This window comes from Nitrincola alkalisediminis (genome assembly GCF_009821115.1).
Taxonomy (GTDB): domain Bacteria; phylum Pseudomonadota; class Gammaproteobacteria; order Pseudomonadales; family Balneatricaceae; genus Nitrincola; species Nitrincola alkalisediminis.
Map to the genome: position 1 here is coordinate 233,651 of NZ_VYTY01000006.1, position 21,993 is coordinate 255,643.

At 47.5% G+C, this 21,993-nt stretch carries 19 protein-coding genes; 10 read left to right on the forward strand and 9 right to left on the reverse strand.

Annotated elements, in window-relative coordinates; genetic code table 11:
* The first annotated feature begins 34 nt into the window (after window positions 1-34).
* Window positions 35-1,663 carry an NAD+ synthase gene (locus tag F5971_RS11445; protein WP_193495011.1) on the forward strand — a complete coding sequence of 543 codons (1,629 nt, stop codon included), beginning with the start codon at window positions 35-37 and terminating at the stop codon, window positions 1,661-1,663.
* 26 nt (window positions 1,664-1,689) lie between these two features.
* On the opposite strand, the gene F5971_RS11450 is transcribed toward F5971_RS11445, so the two are convergent.
* From F5971_RS11450 to F5971_RS11470, 5 genes are all read right to left on the reverse strand, one after another.
* Complete coding sequence (locus F5971_RS11450) at window positions 1,690-2,265, reverse strand: DUF3299 domain-containing protein (protein ID WP_036512134.1); 576 nt, start codon at window positions 2,263-2,265, stop codon at window positions 1,690-1,692.
* A 15-nt stretch (window positions 2,266-2,280) separates the two neighbouring features.
* A complete protein-coding gene (locus F5971_RS11455; protein WP_193495012.1) occupies window positions 2,281-3,534 on the reverse strand; it encodes an ABC transporter permease in 1,254 nt (417 codons plus the stop codon).
* 3 nt (window positions 3,535-3,537) lie between these two features.
* Entirely contained in the window at window positions 3,538-4,245 is a 708-nt protein-coding gene (locus F5971_RS11460; RefSeq protein WP_193495013.1) for an ABC transporter ATP-binding protein, read from the reverse strand.
* Entirely contained in the window at window positions 4,242-4,904 is a 663-nt protein-coding gene (locus tag F5971_RS11465; RefSeq protein WP_193495014.1) for a DUF2796 domain-containing protein, read from the reverse strand. Before F5971_RS11465 ends, F5971_RS11460 begins: the two co-directional genes overlap by 4 nt.
* 195 nt (window positions 4,905-5,099) lie before the next feature.
* A complete protein-coding gene (locus F5971_RS11470; RefSeq protein ID WP_193495015.1) occupies window positions 5,100-6,080 on the reverse strand; it encodes an outer membrane protein assembly factor BamD in 981 nt (326 codons plus the stop codon).
* Window positions 6,081-6,217: 137 nt separating this feature from the next.
* Between F5971_RS11470 and rluD the strand changes: the two genes are divergently transcribed.
* The 4 genes from rluD (at window position 6,218) to F5971_RS11490 (ending at window position 11,671) form a co-directional block, all read left to right on the forward strand.
* Window positions 6,218-7,186: a 23S rRNA pseudouridine(1911/1915/1917) synthase RluD gene (rluD, locus tag F5971_RS11475; protein ID WP_036512139.1), complete on the forward strand. Its 969-nt coding sequence runs from the start codon at window positions 6,218-6,220 to the stop codon at window positions 7,184-7,186.
* Window positions 7,183-7,911 carry a peptidoglycan editing factor PgeF gene (gene pgeF / locus F5971_RS11480; protein WP_036512141.1) on the forward strand — a complete coding sequence of 243 codons (729 nt, stop codon included), beginning with the start codon at window positions 7,183-7,185 and terminating at the stop codon, window positions 7,909-7,911. The genes rluD and pgeF overlap by 4 nt, the downstream gene beginning before the upstream one ends.
* Before the next feature lie 106 nt (window positions 7,912-8,017).
* A complete protein-coding gene (gene clpB, locus F5971_RS11485; protein WP_193495016.1) occupies window positions 8,018-10,594 on the forward strand; it encodes an ATP-dependent chaperone ClpB in 2,577 nt (858 codons plus the stop codon).
* 240 nt (window positions 10,595-10,834) lie between these two features.
* On the forward strand, window positions 10,835-11,671 hold the full coding sequence (locus F5971_RS11490) for a 23S rRNA (adenine(2030)-N(6))-methyltransferase RlmJ (protein WP_193495017.1): 837 nt from the start codon (window positions 10,835-10,837) through the stop codon (window positions 11,669-11,671).
* Between the two features lie 4 nt (window positions 11,672-11,675).
* Here F5971_RS11490 and F5971_RS11495 read toward each other — a convergent pair whose 3' ends face one another.
* The gene (locus F5971_RS11495) at window positions 11,676-12,605 is read right to left on the reverse strand and encodes a ketopantoate reductase family protein (RefSeq protein WP_193495018.1); all 930 of its coding nucleotides are present in this window, start codon (window positions 12,603-12,605) and stop codon (window positions 11,676-11,678) included.
* A gap of 154 nt (window positions 12,606-12,759) precedes the next feature.
* Complete coding sequence (locus tag F5971_RS11500) at window positions 12,760-13,029, reverse strand: hypothetical protein (protein WP_036512148.1); 270 nt, start codon at window positions 13,027-13,029, stop codon at window positions 12,760-12,762.
* A 358-nt stretch (window positions 13,030-13,387) separates the two neighbouring features.
* Here F5971_RS11500 and F5971_RS11505 point away from each other — a divergent pair, with 358 nt between their 5' ends.
* Both F5971_RS11505 and ilvN read left to right on the forward strand, forming a co-directional pair.
* Window positions 13,388-15,109, forward strand: coding sequence for an acetolactate synthase 3 large subunit (locus F5971_RS11505; RefSeq protein ID WP_036512150.1), 1,722 nt, complete (start codon window positions 13,388-13,390; stop codon window positions 15,107-15,109).
* A 2-nt stretch (window positions 15,110-15,111) separates the two neighbouring features.
* Window positions 15,112-15,603: an acetolactate synthase small subunit gene (gene ilvN, locus F5971_RS11510; RefSeq protein ID WP_036512153.1), complete on the forward strand. Its 492-nt coding sequence runs from the start codon at window positions 15,112-15,114 to the stop codon at window positions 15,601-15,603.
* A 71-nt stretch (window positions 15,604-15,674) separates the two neighbouring features.
* On the opposite strand, the gene F5971_RS11515 is transcribed toward ilvN, so the two are convergent.
* Window positions 15,675-17,495 carry an SLC13 family permease gene (locus F5971_RS11515; RefSeq protein ID WP_036512156.1) on the reverse strand — a complete coding sequence of 607 codons (1,821 nt, stop codon included), beginning with the start codon at window positions 17,493-17,495 and terminating at the stop codon, window positions 15,675-15,677.
* A 24-nt stretch (window positions 17,496-17,519) separates the two neighbouring features.
* Window positions 17,520-18,437, reverse strand: coding sequence for an HTH-type transcriptional activator IlvY (ilvY, locus tag F5971_RS11520; protein WP_051514492.1), 918 nt, complete (start codon window positions 18,435-18,437; stop codon window positions 17,520-17,522).
* A gap of 130 nt (window positions 18,438-18,567) precedes the next feature.
* Between ilvY and ilvC the strand changes: the two genes are divergently transcribed.
* From ilvC to pssA, 3 genes are all read left to right on the forward strand, one after another.
* The gene (ilvC, locus tag F5971_RS11525; protein ID WP_036512158.1) at window positions 18,568-19,584 is read left to right on the forward strand and encodes a ketol-acid reductoisomerase; all 1,017 of its coding nucleotides are present in this window, start codon (window positions 18,568-18,570) and stop codon (window positions 19,582-19,584) included.
* Window positions 19,585-19,709: 125 nt separating this feature from the next.
* Window positions 19,710-20,669, forward strand: a complete 960-nt coding sequence (locus F5971_RS11530; RefSeq protein ID WP_036512161.1) for a patatin-like phospholipase family protein — start codon at window positions 19,710-19,712, stop codon at window positions 20,667-20,669.
* A 141-nt stretch (window positions 20,670-20,810) separates the two neighbouring features.
* On the forward strand, window positions 20,811-21,593 hold the full coding sequence (gene pssA / locus F5971_RS11535; protein ID WP_193495019.1) for a CDP-diacylglycerol--serine O-phosphatidyltransferase: 783 nt from the start codon (window positions 20,811-20,813) through the stop codon (window positions 21,591-21,593).
* The last annotated feature ends 400 nt before the right edge of the window (window positions 21,594-21,993 follow it).

Below are 21,993 nucleotides of genomic sequence, written 5' to 3' on the forward strand. Positions count from 1 at the left end.
TAGTAACCCTTTCAGTAATGGATACGACATCGGCATGAGCACACAGTTGCGGGTCGCTATGGCCCAGCTAAATTTTCTGGTAGGTGATATACCTGGTAATACAGAAAAAATCATAGTGGCCGCCTGCAAGGCGCGCGATGAGGAGCAAGCGGATATTTTGGTTTGCTCTGAATTAGCCCTTTCAGGGTATCCTCCGGAGGATTTGTTACTTCGCCCGAGTCTAGAAACACGAATCGAAAAAGCCCTTTTGGCACTTAAAGTACAGGTTCAAGGGATTACCCTTGTTGTCGGCTATCCTGCTCATAAAAACGGACAGTTGTACAATCATGCCGCTGTTATTCGTGACGGTGTTGTGCTGTTTGAATACTCGAAACAATGTTTACCCAATTATCAGGTATTTGATGAGCGTCGCTACTTTTCGCCGGGTGAGCAGCCAGGTGTATTCGAGTACAAGGGGTATAAGGTCGGTTTAAGTATTTGTGAAGATATTTGGCACCGTGCCCCAGTGGAGCAGTTAAAAGCGCAAGGGGTTAATCTGGTGTTGAGTCTGAATGCCTCACCTTTTCATCAGGGTAAGGTGAAAGAGCGCTTAGAAGTTGTGCGGGCCTGTGCTCAGGCCTGTGCGGCACCGGTCTTTTATGTCAATCAAGTTGGCGCCCAAGATGAGTTGGTGTTTGACGGCGGATCGATGGTGGTGAATGGTGAAGGGTCGCTGTGCTATTTGGCAGCACATTTTGAAGAAAGCCTTTCGTATACGGATGTGGACTTATGGGAGGGCCGAGTAAACCCAGTTGAGCCATCGGCCATCATGCCGGATGATGAAGACAGTCTTTATTCTGCACTGGTGCTGGGGGTTCGAGACTATGTTCATAAAAATGGATTCAAAGGTGTTGTGCTGGGGCTGTCAGGCGGCATCGATTCGGCCTTGACCGCCGCTATTGCGGTGGATGCGTTAGGAGCTGACAAAGTAGAGGTGGTGATGATGCCGTTTCGATACACCTCATCTATGAGCGTTGAGGATGCCGAACGGCAAGCTCAGTTGATGGGGGTTAAGTACAGTGCTATTTCCATCGAACCGATTTATGACACCTTTATGTCGCAACTGAGTGATCGTTTCCAAGGGCTCAATGCCGATACGACGGAAGAGAATCTTCAGGCACGTTGTCGGGGTGTGCTGTTGATGGCCATTTCCAATAAAACAGGGTCTTTGGTGTTGACCACAGGCAACAAAAGTGAAGTGGCTGTAGGGTATTCCACGTTATACGGAGATATGGCAGGTGGTTTTGATGTTCTTAAGGATGTATCCAAAACGTGGGTCTATCGTTTGGCCTCGTATCGTAACCAGCGTTCTGTAATTATTCCTCAACGCGTGATTGATCGAGCGCCTTCAGCCGAATTGGCACCTAACCAAACGGATCAGGATTCATTGCCTGATTACGATGTATTGGATGAGATACTGGCGCTATATATTGAGCAGGATTTCAGTGCCGACGCGATTATTGCACTCGGTTTTGCACCAGAGGTGGTGAACAGGGTTATCCGCTTGGTGGATATAAATGAGTACAAGCGTCGTCAAGCCGCAATTGGCCCTAGGGTCACTCAAAGAGGCTTTGGACGAGACCGGCGCTACCCGATTACATCGGGCTGGCGTGCTGGAGAGTAGTCAGGTTCTATAATGGCAGGGCGAATTTACCATTCGCCTTCCTCTGCTTCATCAAAGTCATACGGCTCAATGATAACGGCTTCAACCGTATAGCCTGATGTTCCCATCTCATGATTAAACGTTTCTGTGCTCAAGCGTCCTTCGATCCATATGGCATCATACAGACTGTCGACCCGTGTGCCCGGTTCAAAGTGAACATTAATGATTTGGTTTGAGGGCGGAGGTGGAACATGAATGCAAGCCCCGAAATAGGGTACGAGAAAGAAACGCGTTACCCGATTCATATCGGCTTCTAAGGGTACAACAAACCCAGGAATGCGGATGATTTGACCGTCTAGTTCTTCTCGGACAGGCGCTGATGCCAAAACCTGCAGCATCCGATCCATGAGTGCTTCCGCTTCGGGGCTGAAGTCATCCAAGCTATCGAGCGAGTCAAAGGTGTTTGCACTTTCACCAAATAGGTCATATAAACTGAGTGTATAGTCCTCAGGCATGAGATCGTCCCACATCAGCTCCGTTGCGCTTGTCTCACTAGGTGTTTGGGCCGTGGCATAGGGAAAAGCCAGTGGAATCAGCAATATCATCAATATCCAAAAGCGCATGATGTTCTGTCTCGATTATATTTTTGGCGTTAGGCCATCAATTAATGTGTAGTAATAGGCCTTAATGGCTGGAATCAGTCCCGTGATCAATCCTGCGAGCTGAATCCACAGCAATAAGCGAAACTGGTCAGGAGTGAGGCCATTAAGCGTCAAGAAGACTCCGTATTCAAGTGCAATCCAATCTTGAAAACAAAAAACCAGCAGATACATCATGCCTACGCCGAGTGCCGAGGCGAGCAGGGTTAAAAATACCGACTCACTGAGCAATAACGCCATGATTCGAAGGGGGCCTGCACCGACCGCCCGCAATATAGCCAGCTCGCGTCGGCGCTCGTTCAGGCTGGTGAGCAGTATACCCAACATCCCTGTGAGACTTGCAAAAATGACACAGGCCGAAACGATTAATAGGGATTTTTCGGCGATGGACAGAACCTGCCAGAGCTCTTGCAACGCAACACCTGGCAGAATTGCCTGAAGTGGTTCTGTTCGATAGGTGTTGATGGCACGTTGCATATGGAACGTTGCCATGGGGGATTTAAGCCCTACCATGAAGGCCGTCAGTTCTTTTGGGGTGAGATCACGCGTCCGAACTGTCTCTGCATCCAAGTTCATGCCGGGGATGCGTGTACCAGCCCTCCAGTCAATGTGAATCGCCTCCCAAGCCGCCAAGCTGATAAACAGATTGCGGTCAATTGGAGTACCGGTTGCATTGAGAATACCAGCGACTTTAAACGGCTTGTCTTGATGTTGAGCAAAACTACCTCGACCCAATCCATGTGCAATCACAACGGAATCACCTAGGTCATAACCCAAGGCTCTGGCTACCTCCGCCCCTAGGACAACGTCAAAAAGGTCGTCAAAGAAGTGCCCTTCAGCCATTGAGAGTGACTGTTGGCGTCCAAATTTAAAATGTTCATAAAAGCTGTTTTCGGTGCCAATAACCTTGAAGCCTTGATGCGAGTCACCGAGGGTAATCGGAATGGTCCAGGCAACAGCCTCTTGTGAGGCAATTTGTTGATATGAACTCCAGCGAATATTGTTGGTGGGTTGTCCAATGCCAAACACCGAGTACAAAAGGAGAGGGAGTGATCCACTGCGCGCACCGACAATCAGATCGGTTCCTGATACTGTATTGAAAAAACTCTGTTGAGTATCATGCCGTAGCTTTTCCACACCCATCAAGAGCGTGACGCTTATGGACAGGGTCAGGAGCGTTAAAAAAATCGTGCCGCGTCTGTTCCAGATGCTGAGTAAAGCAAGCTTGAGCATAGGTCAGTTCACTCTGTAGGCTGGGTTGAGCGTTTTTAAATCGATGACTCGGTCAAAAGGGTGACGTAATTCTAAGTCGTGGCTGACAAAAATAAGCGTGGTGTTGTGTTGACGACTTTGTTGTAACAGTAAGTTCATAAATCGATGGCGAGTGTCTGCATCCAGTGCCGATGTTGGCTCATCTGCTAGCAAGATTTCAGGAGCTCCGATTAATGCTCGAGCCGCCGCAACGCGTTGCTGTTGACCAATGGACAGCTGGGAAACGGGGCGAGGGTGATGAATATAGTCGGCTAGATCCAGTGCTTCGAGCAGTGCATGTGCGCCTGCGCTCAAGCTGCCGTATTCCTTAAGGGTGCGTTCGCGTCTTAGCTTAGAAAACTGGCAAGGCAAAAGCAAATTGTCAGCAACGCTCAAGTAGGGTAGTAGGTTAAATTGTTGGAACAGCACACCGATGTGATCAGCACGAAAGCGATCACGTTTGCGTTGACTCAGCGTTGATAACGGCGTATCGAGGAGTGAAATCTCGCCAGAATGAGGCAAAAGCACACCACCTAGGAGGTTTAGTAGCGTGCTTTTACCGCTGCCTGAGGGGCCTTGTACAAAGACCTGCTCACCTTTGTGCAAGGTGAGCGAGTCAATGTTCAGCAGTGTGTGGGTTTTTTTCCACGAAAAAACGAGCTGGTTAAGCGATACAGAACAGGGTTGTGTCATTCGTTAAACGTTAGCCTTGGTTGTGTTGGGCTTAAGGTAAGTCCTTTCTGACCTTGTGGCGTAATCATTTGTACGCTGATGTTGTGCAAGGATGGAAACGACGTAAAGAGTTGGATGGAAACGGCCTGTAAATGTTCCGGATGTTCGCAGAAAAAATTGTACTCTACTTGAATATCACTATGCTGGCTCTGGTCATGGTCATGGTCATGGTCATGGTCATGTTTGTGATCTGCACCGTGTGTGTGATCATGATGCTTATGGTGATCATGTTTGTGATCGTGATCGTGGTCCGATGTTGCCAGTAACTCGTGGTTGACGCTGACGTCTTTCAATTCGCAGGCGGCGGCCGATGGGAGTGCCCAAAGGGTCTCGGCCAATTTCAATTGTGCTTCAGCATTGCGAACTTTGGCTTGGCTCTCTGAATCCGTCGCCAGATGCTCGAAGCCAACAATATCGGCTGCCGGTGCCTCTAAGCTTGCAAGCAGCATATTGCCTTCAAATACCACATCGAGAGTGGCCTCACCGTGCACGTGCGCGTGTAAAGCGGCATGGTCATGATCTGGGTGCGCTGAGTGTGAATGAGATTGATGGGCGAGCGCAAACCAAGACATGCTCAGGCCTGTGACTAGAAGGCTGGATTGAATGAATGGGCGTTTCATAGGGGCTCCTCGTAGAAAGATTGAAACTGTTATAACGTAACATATCATTTAAGTGTTACGAGAGTCGAGTTTTAAGCTGCCTTCAATACATCCCTTGTCTGTGAGCCTAGCTCTTTAGGTGTAAACAAAAACGCCTTAACTCGACTTCTCTCATGTGTGAAGTCGAGCTAAGGCGTTATTCAGTCAATCTACGATTTATTGTGTTGGCTCGCCTACACGTCCGTCATCACCAAACGTACCAAAGGTAATACGGTTCAACCATGAGCGGCCACCAGTTTGACTGCCTCCTTCAGGTTGCATACTTCCATCAACTCGCATGGCTCTGGCTCTCTCTGGGTTAACAGGGCGAGCTGGAACAGCGGGCTCAATTGATCCCATCAGACCAAAGGTTGCTGTATACAGCAAGTCAAAGTTTTGAGGCGCGAAAGGACGAATGATATAGTCTGGATAGTTGAGGCTCAGTACATCAATGGCCGTTTTTGCTAAGTCATCCAAACCCAGTTTGGTATAGGCTTCCGCCATGATGGCCAGTGCATCGGGTACGGCAGGCGTTTCTTGGAAGTTCTCAACCACATAGCGTCCACGATTGGCGGCTGCGACCCAGGCTTCACGCTTCATGTAAAAGCTAGCAACATGGATTTCGTAGGTAGCCAAGCGGTTTTTTAAATACTGCATACGGCGCTGTGTATCCGGTGCGTATTCACTGTCTGGGTAACGGTTGAGTAAAACCGAGAAGCTTTCGAACGAGTCGAGGGCGGCTCCTGGGTCTCGCTGCGTCTCATCAAGAGGAAGAAAGCGTGCCAAGAATGAACGGTCTTCTTCAAACGACGTTAAGCCTTTCATGTAGTAAGCATAGTCGATGTTATCGTGATTCGGGTGCAGTCGAATAAAGCGGTCTGCCGCTGAGCGCGAAGCGGCGGGCTCATTATTGCGGAAGTAAGCATAAATTAATTCGAGCTGGGCTTGCTCCGAGAAGCGACCGAAGGGATAACGAGCCTCAAGCAATTGAAGTTTTTCAATGGCCAGTGAAAAGTTTTGGGCATCCAGTGCGCTCATGGCATCGTTGTAGATGACTTGCTCTGGGATGTCGGGGATGGTTTTGTCTCGACCAAACCATGAGCAAGCCGAAAGCATACTAAGGATGATCAGAGCGCAAATCACTTTGACAAATTGCATATTGCTATATCCTGAGATGTGTTGTGAATTCGGTACTTTTTACCGGATTCGGGTATACTGAGACACTATATTTTCCGGCCTATTAAAACACAACCGGAAGCCAACCCAAAATATCCGTTTACATAAGATTAAAATAGATGTCAGAAGCAATTGAGTTAGTGTGTCAGGTTCCTGCCGAAATGTTTGGACTGCGATTGGATCAGGCGGTTTCGCAACTTTTTCCTGACTATTCACGCTCGCGCTTGCAGGGCTGGATCAAAGAGGGCACATTGCTGGTTGACGGCGAAGTTAAACGCCCACGGGATAAGCTGAACGGCGGCGAGACAATTCGAGTATCGGTGGTAATTGAAGCGAATGAACGCCATGCCGCTGAATCCATCCCTTTGAACATAGTCTTTGAAGATGAACACATACTGGTCATCAACAAACCCAGTGGTTTAGTTGTCCATCCGGGCGCGGGAAATGCTGATGGCACTCTGTTGAATGCCCTTTTGCACCATTGTCCTGAAATCGCACATGTGCCGCGAGCGGGTATTGTCCATCGTTTGGATCGTGAGACTACGGGGTTGATGGTAATCGCTAAAACCATTGCCGCACAAACCGACTTAGTGACGCAGTTACAAGACCGCAGCATGGGACGCGAATATGAAGCCGTGACGCACGGTGTCATGACCGGAGGGGGGTGTGTTGATGAGCCAATGGCACGTCATTCGCGCAATCGTCTGAAAATGGCCGTTGTGGGCGTTGGTAAGGAAGCTATTACACATTATCGTGTTTTAGAAAAATTTAGAGCGCACACGCATATACGTCTAAAGTTAGAAACAGGACGGACGCATCAAATTCGTGTGCATATGTCTCATATCAACTATCCTTTAGTGGGTGACCCATTATACGGTGGTCGTTTCCGTCTTCCCAAAGGTGCAAGCGAAGAGATGCAAGACGTACTTAAGCATTTTCGTCGACAGGCTTTGCATGCGAAAAAACTTGAACTCTGGCATCCTGAAACGGGTCAGCAAATGAGTTGGGAGGTCGATCTTCCGGATGACTTCCAACGTTTGTTAGCCGTGTTAAAAGACGATGCTCAAACCTATGACTATGAGCTATGAAACTGATACGAGCAGATTGGGATGTAAGCCCTCGTATTCACGCCTTTACAACGACGCGCTATGACGGTGTGAGTGAAGGTGTCTATGCGGGGTTTAACTTAGGCCTTCATGTGGGCGATGACCCTGCGGCCGTGCTGGAAAATCGAAAAATTCTTCAGCAAGTGACGGGGTTAACACAGCCCATACGTTGGCTAGAGCAGGTGCATGGTATCAATCTAGTCAAAGCATCGGGCCCAGAGTGTCAAGCAGATGCAGTATGGTCAAACCAACCCGGAGAGGCCTGTGCGATTATGACGGCGGACTGCTTGCCTGTACTATTCTGTGACCGGGCCGCGACGCGTGTTGCAGCTGCTCATGCAGGATGGCGAGGCTTGGCAGCTGGCGTCCTCGAGAATACCTTGTCTATCTTTGATGATCCCAAGCAGGTTGTGGCTTGGTTGGGCCCTGCCATTGGTCCGATGGCATTCGAAGTGGGTGATGAAGTGTATCAATGCTTTTGTGAACAACACCCACAAGCAAAGCGTGCGTTTGCTATCTCTCCTACTGACCATCAAAAATGGTTGGCCGATATCTATGAACTGGCACGAATCCGTTTACATGCGGCAGGAGTGAAGTATGTTTACGGCGGTCACTTTTGTACGTTTACCGACCACGAAAACTTCTATTCCTATCGCCGAGATGGCGAGACTGGACGTATGGCCAGTTTGATCTGGATTGAAGGCTGATTAAATAATCACCACTTGAATTGCGATCATATTAGCCCCATTTAATTCACTATCTGATACCTGTCTGTGTGTTTCGGGTATCCATAATGAATTAAAGGAGTGGGCAATGAGACCCGATAAGTTTACATCAAAGTTACAAGAAGCGTTATCCGACGCACAATCCATCGCTGTTGGTAAAGATCACAACTACATAGAACCGATTCACCTGCTCGTTGCCTTTCTTGAGCAGCGTGATGGTTCTATTCGTCCATTGCTGAGCCAAGCGGGCGCTCAGTTGCCTCAGTTAACGCGCAAAATAGCTGAAGCACTGGATAAGCTGCCGCAGGTTAAAAACCCGGATGGCGATATCCGTGCCTCACAAAATCTGGTTCGACTTTTTAATTTAACCGACAAGATGGCCCAGCAACGCGGTGATGAGTACGTGGCCAGCGAGCTTGTGCTTTTGTCCATGCTGGAAGACAAGGGCGATACCTCGCGGGTGTTGAAAGAGGCAGGCGTGGATCGTGAAAAACTCTTGGCCGCTATTAACAATATGCGCGGAGGGGCTGCAGTCATGGACCCCAATGTCGAACAAAATCGTCAGGCTCTGGATAAATACTGTGTGGATTTAACCGAGCGTGCGGAGTCTGGCAAATTGGACCCAGTGATTGGCCGTGATGACGAAATTCGGCGCACGATCCAAGTTTTGCAACGCCGCACTAAAAACAACCCGGTTCTGATCGGGGAGCCTGGAGTGGGTAAAACCGCCATTGTCGAAGGTTTGGCGCAACGCATTGTTAACGGTGAAGTGCCCGAGGGCTTGAAGCACAAACGCGTACTGTCATTAGACATGGGTGCCCTGATTGCAGGCGCGAAGTTTCGAGGTGAGTTTGAAGAGCGTCTCAAAGCCGTTTTGAATGAATTGAGTAAACAAGAAGGTCAAATTATTTTATTCATTGACGAGTTGCATACCATGGTGGGGGCGGGTAAGGGCGAAGGCTCAATGGATGCGGGCAATATGCTGAAGCCCGCACTCGCGCGTGGTGAGTTGCATTGTGTTGGTGCGACAACGCTAGATGAGTATCGTCAATACGTTGAAAAGGATGCTGCGTTAGAGCGTCGCTTCCAGAAAGTTATCGTGGATGAACCTACAGAGGAAGACACCATTGCAATCTTACGCGGCCTTAAAGAGCGCTACGAAATTCACCATGGTGTTGATATCACAGACTCCGCAATTGTTGCAGCGGCTAAGCTAAGTCAGCGTTACATTACAGATCGTCAGTTGCCAGATAAGGCCATCGACCTTATCGACGAAGCGGGTTCACGTATCCGTATGGAAATGGACTCTAAGCCAGAAGAAATGGATCGTCTCGAACGACGCTTAATCCAGCTCAAAATGGAGCGCGAGGCGTTGAAAAAAGAGAAGGATGAGGCATCCCAGAAACGCTTGCAAGAACTGCAACAGACGATCAGCAAGCTAGAAAAAGAGTTTTCAGATCTAGAAGAGGTGTGGAAGGCTGAAAAAGCCAGCCTGCAAGGATCACAAAGTGTTAAAGAGCAGTTGGATCAAGCTCGAGTGGAAATGGAACAAGCCAGCCGTGCCGGTGATCTTGCGAAAATGGCAGAGTTGCAGTACGGCCGTATCCCCGAGCTCGAAAAGCAGTTGAAAATGGCCAGTCAAGTGGAGCACAGCGCACAGACAACGCAACTCTTACGGAATAAGGTAACAGAAGAAGAGGTCGCAGAGGTCGTTTCGCGTTGGACGGGCATTCCCATCAGTAAAATGTTGGAAGGGGAGCGCGACAAGCTGTTACGCATGGAAGATGCTCTACACGGACGCGTTGTGGGACAGGATGAAGCCGTGATTGCGGTTGCAAATGCTGTTAGGCGTTCACGAGCAGGTCTCTCTGATCCGGCTCGTCCCAGTGGTAGCTTCTTGTTTTTAGGCCCAACGGGTGTCGGGAAAACAGAACTCTGTAAAGCGTTAGCAGGCTTCCTCTTTGATACAGAGGATGCGTTGGTTCGTATTGATATGTCCGAGTTTATGGAGAAACATTCGGTCGCTCGCTTAATTGGCGCACCTCCAGGCTATGTCGGCTATGAGGAAGGCGGTTATTTGACTGAAGCGGTGCGACGCAAGCCTTATTCGGTGTTGCTGCTCGATGAAGTTGAAAAGGCGCATCCAGATGTATTCAATATATTGCTGCAAGTCTTAGATGATGGACGTTTAACCGATGGGCAAGGACGGACGGTCGACTTCCGAAACACCATCGTTGTTATGACATCGAATCTAGGGTCTGACCTGATTCAGGGCTTTAGTGACGATGACGATTATCAATTGATGAAGCAGGCGGTGATGGAAGTGGTGGGAAATCATTTCCGACCCGAAGTGATCAATCGTATTGATGAGGTGGTTGTTTTCCATAGCTTGCGCAAAGAGCAAGTCGCGGGAATCGCGAAGATTCAGTTAGAACGTTTACACAAACGCCTCGCTGAAAAAGACCTCTCGATTCATTTAACAGAGGCTGCGTTAAATAAATTGGTGGATGTCGGCTTTGAACCTGTTTATGGGGCGCGGCCACTAAAAAGAGCAATTCAACAATGGATTGAAAACCCGCTGGCACAGAAAATTTTATCGGGCGCTTACTTGCCCGGCGCAACGATTCAAGTGGAGGTTGAAAACGAGCAATTCTCGTTCAAATAAATGTATTGCGTACACCTCGCTTTTCCCCATGAGTCTTGCGATACGACTTGTGGGGAAGGCTTGATATCAGCTCCCTCTTTTATTTTCACAAAAAACACTTGTTTCATGATCTGTTGGTTTTAAAGCGTCATAAGGAGGGTTAAACCCTATCAGAGGGTGCTGTGATCCTCTTTTGACAAGTTTTGCTATCCAGTCAATAGAAACGTAAAATTCGCCTTTTGATTGTCTGAGGCGTCTGTAATGCTAAGTTATCTTCATGGTTTTCACGCGGGTAATTTCGCGGATGTGCATAAGCATCATACCTTGGTTGCCTTGTTGACGTCCTTGAACCGGAAGGAAAAACCTTGGAGCTATCTTGAGACTCACTCCGGTAAAGCGGCGTATGATCTAGCGGATGATCAAGCCCTTAAGACACTGGAATTCAAGGAGGGTATCGCAAAGCTCTGGACGCAGCCTTCAGTGAATGAGAGTTTGCAAGCCTACTTCGAGTGCGTAAAACAGTGTAATGGCGATGAGTTGCTATCCTATCCCGGCTCGCCTGCAATCGCGGCCTACATGGCGCGTGAGGCCGACAAGTTGCACTTGATGGAGCTGCACCCTAACGAAGTTAACGTCCTCAAACATCATTTTCGCAGAGATCCGCGTGTGTCTGTACACCATCGTGACGGGTATGAAGGCGTCTTGTCTTTATTGCCCCCCAAACCCAATCGCGGTTTAGTATTGATTGACCCTTCCTACGAAGTGAAAGAAGAATACGAACAGGTTGTTCGTTTTATCACCATGGCGTACAAGCGTTGGCCAATAGGGACTTACGCAATTTGGTATCCATTATTACCGGCGAACCGCTGGCGCTTTATGCTAGAGGATCTCAGACGCACGGGTATCCGGAATATGCTTTTGTCTGAGTTGCATGTGAAGCAGCCATCTGAACAGGGGATGTACGGCAGTGGAATGCTCATTATTAATCCACCGTGGAACTTGGAAGCCGTCCTTAAACCGGGAGTGTCTGCAATGGTTGATTTGTTGAAACAGGATGCTTCGGCGCATGCGGAGGTGAGTGTTTGGGTCGGGGAGTGAGGTTTTATCTGAGCAAGCTTGTGTTGCCGATTGTTGAAACCTGGTCTTTACCCTTGGCCTCAGCACTTTTTACCAGCAACGTCAGTGTGCGATTGATTGGAACATGAATACCATGTGCGTGTGCTCGTCGAACAATTTCACCATTCAGAAAATCGATTTCCGTTGGTTTGCCGTTCATCAGATCTTGTGCTGTTGATGAATATTGTTCGGGCATGGTGATTGGAAGGGTGCGAATCGTTTCGAAGACACTGGCTGGCACCGACACACCTTCAGCGCGAGCAACGCTTAGTGCCTCATGTGCAATATCTTCCATCAGTTGCGGTATGCCGTCTAGCGTCACCAGTTTACCGTAGGGTAATCCCGTGATGGCCGAGAGTGGATTCACGGCACAATTAATCACAAGTTTGGCCCAGAGCGCGCTCATTACATCACCCGAAACATGTGTTTGAATATGGCAGACGTTAAGAAGGGCGGCAATTTCCTGTGAATCTTGGCCTGACAGTTCGAGATCGCCTCGGCCTTCATGGCGCACTACGCCTGCACCGTTCATCCGGCTGGCAACATAGACCACCACGGGTGTGACAGGACGCCCTAGAACTCTGACGAGTGTTTCGGCATTGGATACACCGTTCTGTAAGCTGAACACACGACAAGGTGCTGGGATATATGGCGCAATTGCGCGTCCTGCCTGCTCGGTATCACCCGATTTTACACAGACTAAAATCCAATCAGCATCTGCAACAACCGATGGGTCGGTACTGGCCTCAACCTGCGTGACTAAACGCTTGCCTTCCTTTTCGAGGATCAGGCCCTGTGTCGAGACGGCTTCTACAAGGGGTGTGCGTCCGATTAAAACCACTCGATGCCCTGCCAAAGCAAGCATAGCACCATAATAACAACCAACAGCACCGGCTCCCATAATGGCAACGTTCATTTATTCTCCCAGGACGGTAATATGAGGATGCACTCTTTACGACGGGTATAGGTGAGTAAGCGATCCAGAACAACGAGTCTAAAATCGCTATTGCACGTGAATCGGCCACATACGATGGCCGACTCTGTAATAGATGGAAAATACAAAGTACTTCTTAATAAAGCGCTTGCTCGTCTCTAACGACTTCTTTCAATACATGTAAAAAAAGCTTGTCTGCTTCATTAAACTCGACTGGAATTTTGACGCTTGTCAGCGACGACAGCTCTTCTGCAATCAAGTGATCCGCGTCTTTTTTATCAATGTGTTTTCTGGCAACCGAAAGCGCCACTTCACAAATGCTTGGATCTGCAAGAACCTTGCGAATAAAGCGCATTAACTCATTGATCACACGTTCTTTGTTTTTAATCTCTGTAATGTTACTCATGCCGAAAGTCCCCAAAAGAATCAGTTGTCAGTATAGTGCTACAGCTTAGACTTTTCATGCAAAATTAAACAGAGCTTGTGATAAGGGTTATTACGCATTCGCTTTAGACTAAAAACTTATGAGTTTAGTAGTTGATAGTCTCTTGACTCGATGACAAAATAGCGGGCTATTTGGGAAAATCTAATTTTTTGTCATCGCCCATGAGGAAATCCCACGGTGATGGCAGTTTAAGCAATACCCAGCTTATATCTCAGACAGGTCTGGCAGAGCGAGAGATCCTTTTTCTTGTCAGCGCCGCATACAGAACATTAACTGTTTACTACCGACATGAGATCGGTGCTGAGTAGAGGAAACGATTGTGGAATTACTATCAGGCGCAGAAATGGTCGTACGTGCGCTCAGAGATGAGGGCGTTAAGTACATCTACGGATATCCAGGCGGAGCACTGCTGCATGTGTATGATGCACTGTTTCAGCAGAATGAAGTCGAGCATGTTCTAGTGCGTCACGAGCAAGCTGCAACGCATATGGCCGATGCCTATGCGCGTGCAACAGGTAAAGCAGGTGTCGCGTTAGTGACGTCAGGACCAGGTGCAACCAATGCTGTGACGGGGATCGCAACCGCTTATATGGATTCAATTCCGATGGTGGTGATTACCGGTCAGGTCATGAGCTTTCTGATCGGCGAAGATGCTTTCCAAGAAACGGATATGCTCGGTATTTCTCGTCCTATCGTTAAGCATAACTTTAGTGTTACGCGTGCTGAAGATATTCCAAGCATTATTAAGAAAGCCTTCTATATCGCGCAGACAGGTCGTCCAGGGCCTGTGGTGATTGATATTCCGAAGGACATGACAGCTCCGACAGAGCGTTTTCCGTATGAGTATCCAAAGTCCGTTAAGCTGCGTTCTTACAGCCCTGTGACAAAAGGACATTCTGGTCAAATTCGTAAAGCCGTTGATATGCTGCTAGCGGCTAAGCGCCCAATGATTTACACCGGCGGCGGTGTCATCATGGGTGATGCGAGCCGTGAGTTGATTGAGTTGGCTCATCTGCTGAACTATCCAGTGACCAATACGCTAATGGGATTGGGTGGCTTCCCGGGTACGGACGGCCAGTTTGTCGGTATGCTAGGTATGCATGGGTCATACGAAGCCAATATGGCGATGCATCACAGTGACTTGATTCTTGCTGTTGGTGCTCGATTTGATGATCGCGTGACGAATGGTGTGGATAAGTTCTGCCCGACGGCGCGGATCGTGCATATCGATATTGACCCCGCCTCCATCTCTAAAACCATTCAAGCAGATGTTCCAATTGTAGGGCCTGCAAAAGTGGTATTGGATGATATGATCCAGTTGGTTAAAGAAAGCAAGAAGCGTCCAGATGCAGAGGCGATTGCTGCCTGGTGGAAGCAGATTGATGAGTGGCGTGCTCGTCACGGCGGTCGTTATCGTACAGACGACTCCGAGCTGATGAAGCCGCAGCAGGTCATTGAAATGCTCTGTAAAGTGACAGAAGGGGACGCCTATGTCTGTTCGGACGTAGGGCAGCACCAAATGTTCGCTGCTCAATACTATAAGTACAACAAACCTAATCGTTGGATTAACTCCGGCGGTCTCGGTACGATGGGCTTTGGTTTGCCAGCCGCCATGGGTGTAAAAATGAACTTCCCGAACGAGGAAGTCGTCTGTGTAACGGGTGAAGGCAGTATTCAAATGAATATTCAAGAGCTTTCGACCTGTAAGCAATATGATATTCCGGTCAAAATTATATGTCTGAACAACCAATCCTTAGGAATGGTGCGTCAATGGCAGGACATGAACTACGAGTCTCGTCACTCACAATCCTACATGAACTCGCTGCCTGATTTTGTCAAACTGGTTGAGTCCTATGGTCATGTTGGTATAAAAGTCACTAAGTACTCAGAGCTTGAAAGCGCAATGCGTGAAGCCTTTGCGATGAAAGATCGCCTAGTCTTTATGGATATTATGGTAGATCCGTTCGAACATGTGTATCCCATGCAGGTACCTAGAGGTTCTATGCGTGATATGTGGCTGAGTAAGACGGAGAGAACCTGATCATGAGACATATAATTTCAGTTTTGATGGAAAACGAGCCGGGTGCTTTGTCACGTGTTGTTGGCCTGTTTTCTCAGCGTAACTTCAATATTGAATCTTTGACCGTTGCACCGACAGAAGATGAGACCCTTTCACGCTTAACTGTGACAACGATTGGCGACGATCGTGTCATTGAGCAGATCACTAAGCAGCTTAATAAGCTCATTGATGTGGTCAAAGTGGTTGATTTGTCCGAGGGTGATCATATTGAGCGTGAGCTTATGATGATTAAGTTCAAGGCAAATGGTCAGATGCGTGCAGAAATTAAGCGTACGGCTGATATTTTCCGTGGTCAGATCATAGATATCACGCCGAATACCTACACAGTGCAGTTAGTGGGATCAAGTGAAAAGCTCGATGCCTTTATTACGTCTTTGGGTAATACCTGCATTATGGAAGTGGTACGTTCAGGTGTCTCCGGTATTTCTAGGGGCGAAAAAGTTTTAGCGGTCTGATTTTAAAGACGTGCAATGATTAAGCCCGCAGAGTGATCAGCACTCTGCGGGTTTTTTTATGTGTTCAGACTTCAGAAGGGGAAGAAAATCGGAAGTAAAATAAGTGTAATCAACAGTGCGATGAGCTGAAGAGGGATGCCCACCTTGGCGAAATCCGCAAATCGATACTGTCCAGGTTCGACAACCAAGGTATTCACAGGAGAGGCAATGGGAGTGGCGAAGGCGGTTGATGCCGCAATCGCGACCGTAATCATAAACGGCTCCGGTTGAATTCCCAGCATTTGTGCAACCGTCAGTGCAATTGGTGCAATCAAAACCGTGGTGGCGGTGTTGGATATAAATTGACTCAGTAGTGATGTTAATAAAAAGAAGCCAGCGCACAGCATCAGAGGACTCGCATGTCCATATTCGTTGGCCAAGAGATTAACGACATAGCTCAGAGCTCCGCTTTTCTCCATTGCCAAGGCGAGAGGTAGCATGCCTGCAATTAGGACCAAGCTGCTTGCATTCAGTGACTTGTAAGCATCATTTAAACTCAGGCATTTGGTTAAAATCATTAAAAGTGCGGCGATTAGAATAGCCGTGATATTGGCAATAAAACCAAACGTCATGGTGATTAACAGCCCTAGGGTGATAATAAGCGCGATGGGGGCCTTCTCAGCCGTTGCCGGAATTTCTTGCATCTCAGCGGGTGTTTCGAGAATCACAAAGTCTCGATGTTGCTCCAGTTGTTGAATGTGTTGCCAGCTACCCGCAAGAAGCAGCGTGTCTCCTGTCTCCAATTTAGTATGCGAAAATTCTGTATTTAAAGGTGTTCGATTTCGCCTTACCCCAATCACACTCAAATTGTGCTTTTCACGGAAGCGGCAGTCTTTTAAGGAAAGGTTGATTAACGTCGATGACGGAGGCAGTAAGACCTCCGCTAGCCCGAAGGTTTCGTTTACTTTGGCCAGCTCGGCGTCATGAAAATCAAGTGATCTTAAATGAAGAGCTTGGCAAAGGCGATGGATGTTTGCTTCATCACCATACGCCCAGAGGATATCCAAATGCCTCATCTGAGTGTTGGCTAAAACGGGCATTAGGCTGGAAAGCCAAGTGCCTTTGCGTTGAATACCAACAACCGTCACTTCATACTCTGATCTCAGACCCAAATCGGCGAGTGTGTGAAAGGCCAGTTGGCTCTCGGGTTGAATAATCAGTTTGTGGAGTTGGTGGTGGGTTGCATAGCGTTCAGAAAACTCTATAAGGCTTGGGTGGCTGTTATCCGGGTCTCGAATTTCGGTTTTAGGCAATAGATGTCGAGCTACAAACACTAAATACACTGTCCCGACAATTAAAATCGCCAATCCAATCGGCGTAAATGAAAAGAAACCAAAGGGTTCAAAGCCTGCCTCACGCATTTGTGCGCTCACAATGATATTGGGTGGTGTGCCAATGAGGGTTAACATGCCGCCAATTAATGCAGCAAATGCTAGAGGCATCAACAAGCGAGAGGGTTGCATCCCCGATTTGCGAGCCATACTTAACACAACTGGGATGAGTAATGCGACAGCACCAGTCGAACTCATAAAAGCAGAGAGCAGTGCCACGACGGGTAACAAAAAGAGTAATAAGCGTTGTTCACTATCGCCGCCGACCTTTAATAACCAATTGCCTGCACTGGCCGCCACTCCTGTTTTGAAAAGCCCCTCGCCTATGACAAATAAGCCAGCAATCATGATGACAACTGAATTCCCGAATCCCGAAACGGCTTCTGAGGGCGTAATGATTCCAGACAGAGCGAGGACAATAACGACAAGTAATGCAATGGTGTCCATTCGTATTTTGTTACTCAAAAACAAAGCGATGGTGACACCTAATAAGGTAAAAACAAAAATCATGTCAGCGGTCATGATGCGATTAAGTCCTGATAAAAATTAGGGTTTATTCGGAGAGGGCAGAATACCCTTTCGTTTTGCGGATAGCGACCAAAAGGCTTGGATAAGTGGGTGTTTTAGTTTTTTCTCTAGAGCGAACATACCGACTTCAAAAGGATCGAGTGCGGGTTGAACCTCTAATAATTGTACCTTTGATGCGAGAGGGCTGTTTTCCAATACAATTAAGGGAACAACGCCAATGCCAAAGCCTAGACTAACCATGCTGACGATGGCTTCATTTCCTGCCACTTGCGCATAAATTAACGGCTTTACACCTAGGTTGCGGAACCATAGATCGCTGCGCTTACGGGCTAGGCCTGCTTCAGACACAATCATCGGGACCGAGCACCATTCTGTGTCAATTGCATGAGATTGAGTGGGTAGGTTGAAATGGGTCGCTGTCGCCGGTGCAATAAACACCAGAGGAGAGGTTGTGATTGGGCGAAAGGCAATGTCTTGCGGTACGTGATCGGGTTTTGCCCCAATCGCAATGTCTTCATCCCCTGATTTTATCCGTTGAATGGATTCAGCTGGATCGCCAGTATGGAGTTTTATTTCGATTCGAGGGTGTTCGCGTCTGAAATCACTTAAAATATCGTATAAAAAACTATAGCTTGCGGTTACAGAGCAATAAATGCTGAGTTCCCCTTGTAGGTCTCGGGAATCGGATTGTAGGGATGCACGTAAGCTTTCCCATTGAAGCAAGGATTCACGCGCGTAAGTTTGAAGTCGCTTACCCTCAGGAGTTAAAGAGACGCTACGATTATCTCGAATAAACAACGCAACCCCCAGTTCGTCTTCGAGTTGCTTAATCGTTCGGCTCAAAGTTGAGGGGCTGACATGGCAGGCGCTGCTGCTGCGATGGAAATGTAAGGTGTCTGCAAGCATCAGGAAGTGGCTTAAGCTTCGCGTATCCATATTAATTATCTCGTATAATGAAACATAGTGTTGCAAATATATCATTTTACGCAACAAGGAACTTGGATTAAAGTAGGCGCATTACACACAGAGTGTAACCCCCATTAATGTTTACTACAGGCTGTCAGACATGAAAGTGTATTACGATAAAGATTGTGATCTTTCGATTATTCAAGGTAAAAAAGTATCGATCATTGGTTATGGATCACAAGGTCATGCACATGCGTGCAACCTAAAAGACTCCGGTGTTGATGTAACTGTTGGCTTACGTCCAGGCTCGTCTTCACGTGCTAAAGCAGAAGCTGCAGGCTTAAAAGTTGCTGATGTTCCAGCGGCTGTTGCGGCAGCAGATCTGGTCATGATTTTGACGCCTGATGAATTCCAAGGTCAGTTGTACAAAGCTGAAATTGAGCCGAATATCAAGCAGGGTGCGACGCTTGCATTTGCGCATGGCTTCTCTATTCATTACAACCAAGTAGAGCCGCGTAAAGATTTAGACGTAATCATGATTGCGCCGAAAGCGCCAGGTCATACTGTGCGTTCTGAGTTTGTTAAGGGTGGCGGTATTCCTGATCTGGTTGCGATTTTCCAAGATGCATCCGGTAATGCGAAGAACGTTGCACTGTCTTATGCCGCAGGTGTAGGTGGTGGTAGAACAGGTATCATCGAAACGACCTTTAAAGACGAGACAGAAACCGATTTATTTGGTGAGCAAGCTGTACTGTGCGGTGGTTGCGTTGAGTTGGTTAAAATGGGCTTTGAAACCCTGGTTGAAGCTGGCTATGCTCCAGAAATGGCGTATTTTGAGTGTCTGCATGAGCTGAAATTGATCGTTGACCTCATGTACGAAGGCGGTATCGCTAACATGAACTACTCCATCTCTAACAATGCAGAGTATGGTGAGTATGTAACGGGTCCTGAAGTCATTAATGAGCAATCACGTGAAGCTATGCGTAATGCTTTGAAGCGTATCCAGAATGGTGAATACGCTAAAATGTTCATTTCAGAAGGTGCGACCAACTATCCTTCTATGACTGCACGTCGTCGTAATAATGCCGCTCATCCAATCGAGCAGGTTGGTGGTAAGTTACGTGAAATGATGCCTTGGATTACAGCGAACCAATTGGTTGATAAGTCTAAGAACTAATTGCGATTCAGCTATAAAAAAACCCGCATTTGCGGGTTTTTTTATAGCCAGAGTAAAAGTATATCTAGGCTGTGAGGGGTAAAGGCGTTAGTCTTGAGGTGTTACCAACTCAATGGAGGGAGCATATGCAAGCGATTAAATTGAACATGGCATTGCAGGGTGGAGGTGCCCACGGTGCTTTTACTTGGGGTGTTCTGGATCGATTACTTGAAATGGAATTGCTGTGCTTCGACAGTATTAGTGGAACCAGTGCCGGTGCGATGAATGCAATCGCATTGGTGCAGGGTTGGTTGGAAGGTGGTGCCGTCGGTGCGAGAGAAAAGCTGAGTCAGTTTTGGTATGGTATAGCTACTCCAGACTTGCTAACTCAGCCCAAGCACGTTGAATGGTGGCGAAATTTGAGTCAGCATTTATCGCCTTATGACCTTAATCCCTTTGATATAAATCCACTTAAAGACTTGTTGGAATCCCAAGTGGATTTTGAGCGGATACGCTCGCAAAAAGAGATAAAACTCTATATCGCTGCAACGCATGTGCAAACAGGGGGCGCTAGAGTTTTCCGAGAGCATGAATTACAAGTCGAATGCTTACTGGCTTCGGCGTGTTTGCCGACCCTTCATAAGGCGGTTGAAATAAACGGCGACTATTTCTGGGATGGCGGGTTCTCGGCCAATCCAATGATTCGTTCGTTGATAAGAGATACCTCGACGGCTGATCTGCTGATTATCTTGTTGCAACCGCTGGTGCGCAATGATGTGCCTGTTACAGCTAAGGCGATTCAAGAGAGAATGCATGAAATCATGTTCCAATCGTCATTTGTCGGAGAAATCTCTGATGCGATGGAGCATATTGACCATCTTAAGCAAGTGCCTTGGCTGCTAGGTAAAGAAGAGAAGCGCTGGCGGCAAGCGCGTTTTCATCTCATTGAGCCCGACGAATTGTTGGTCTCTATGGAATCAATTTCAAAATTTGATACTCGAAAGAGCTTCCTTGAAAGTTTGCGCGATCGAGGAAGGATGCAAGCGGATGTCTGGTTAAGTCAAAATCAACATAAAATTGGGGTTGTTTCCAGTTGGGCGCGTTAATAGAGAGTTCGGAAAACTTGCGCGGGCACGATCATTTTTATGTGTTTTGCTAAGATTAGAGTGTCGAGCAGACACAGTTTGAGTGTTTGTGATTAACTGAAGTAGAATGCATTTAAATTTCATGTAAATAGCAGGATGTATATGACAGACAACCACAAAAAGCCAGAGCAGGAAGATGAGTTGTTAGCTGCTGGTTGTGAGCAAGAAAAGGCGCGCCCTCCTAAAGGGGTGTATCTATTGCCAAATTTATTTACAACGGGCGCCCTTTTTTCTGGTTTTTATGCCGTTATAGCATCGATGAATGGCCAATTTGAAGCAGCTGCCATTGCGATATTTGTGGCAATGCTCTTTGATGGCTTGGATGGGCGTGTTGCGCGCATGACAAATACGCAGAGTGCATTCGGTGCTGAGTATGATTCGTTAGCGGATATGGTTTCTTTTGGAGTTGCACCCGCATTGGTTGCCTTTACTTGGGCCTTGGATGATCTGGGTAAGTTGGGTTGGTTTGCAGCGTTCATTTATGTGGCTGGGACCGCGCTGAGGTTGGCGCGATTTAATACGCAAATAGGTTCTGTTGATAAACGTTACTTTATTGGTTTGCCAAGCCCTGCTGCAGCTGCAGCGGTTGCCGGGCTTATATGGGTATGCACGGTCTTTGAATTTTCAGCTGAGGATTTTTCAGTGATTATTGCGGCTTATGTAGGCTTGGCTGGCGTGCTGATGGTAAGTAATGTGTTGTACTACAGCTTTAAGGATGTTGATCTAAAAGGTAAAGTTCCTTTTGTTATATTGGCGGCCATTGTGCTGGCTATCGCCGTGATATCAATTAGCCCGCCCGTTTTTCTGTGGTTGTTGTTTGTGGTTTATGCCTTGTCTGGTCCAGTGCTATGGGTGTTAAGGCGTAAGAGGTATTTGTCTAAATAACGAGAGTTTTAAATAAAAATTTAAAAAGTAGTTGACCTCTCCCAAAAACCTCTTTAATATTCGCGCCTCGCTTGAGAGATAAGCCCTTCCGGGGGAAAGTCACTGAAGCGGGGCTTCTTTTTAAGTGTTTGATTCAAATGCAGATTAAGAAGTGGTTGGTGGTTTTTCAGGTAGATGTTTCGAGAAAATGATTTAAAAATTCTTGAAAATAAAGCTTGACACTGACGAGGGGTTCGGTAGAATACGCACCTCGCTTGAGACGACTCAAAACACCGAGTTGCCCAAGACGCTCTTTAAAAAATTAATCAGGTAATGCGTGTGGGCGCTTGTTCAGGTTAGGCATTAAAGCTTAATCAAAAACAAGCAACCTATATGTGAATTCATTTAGATGTACGTTTTT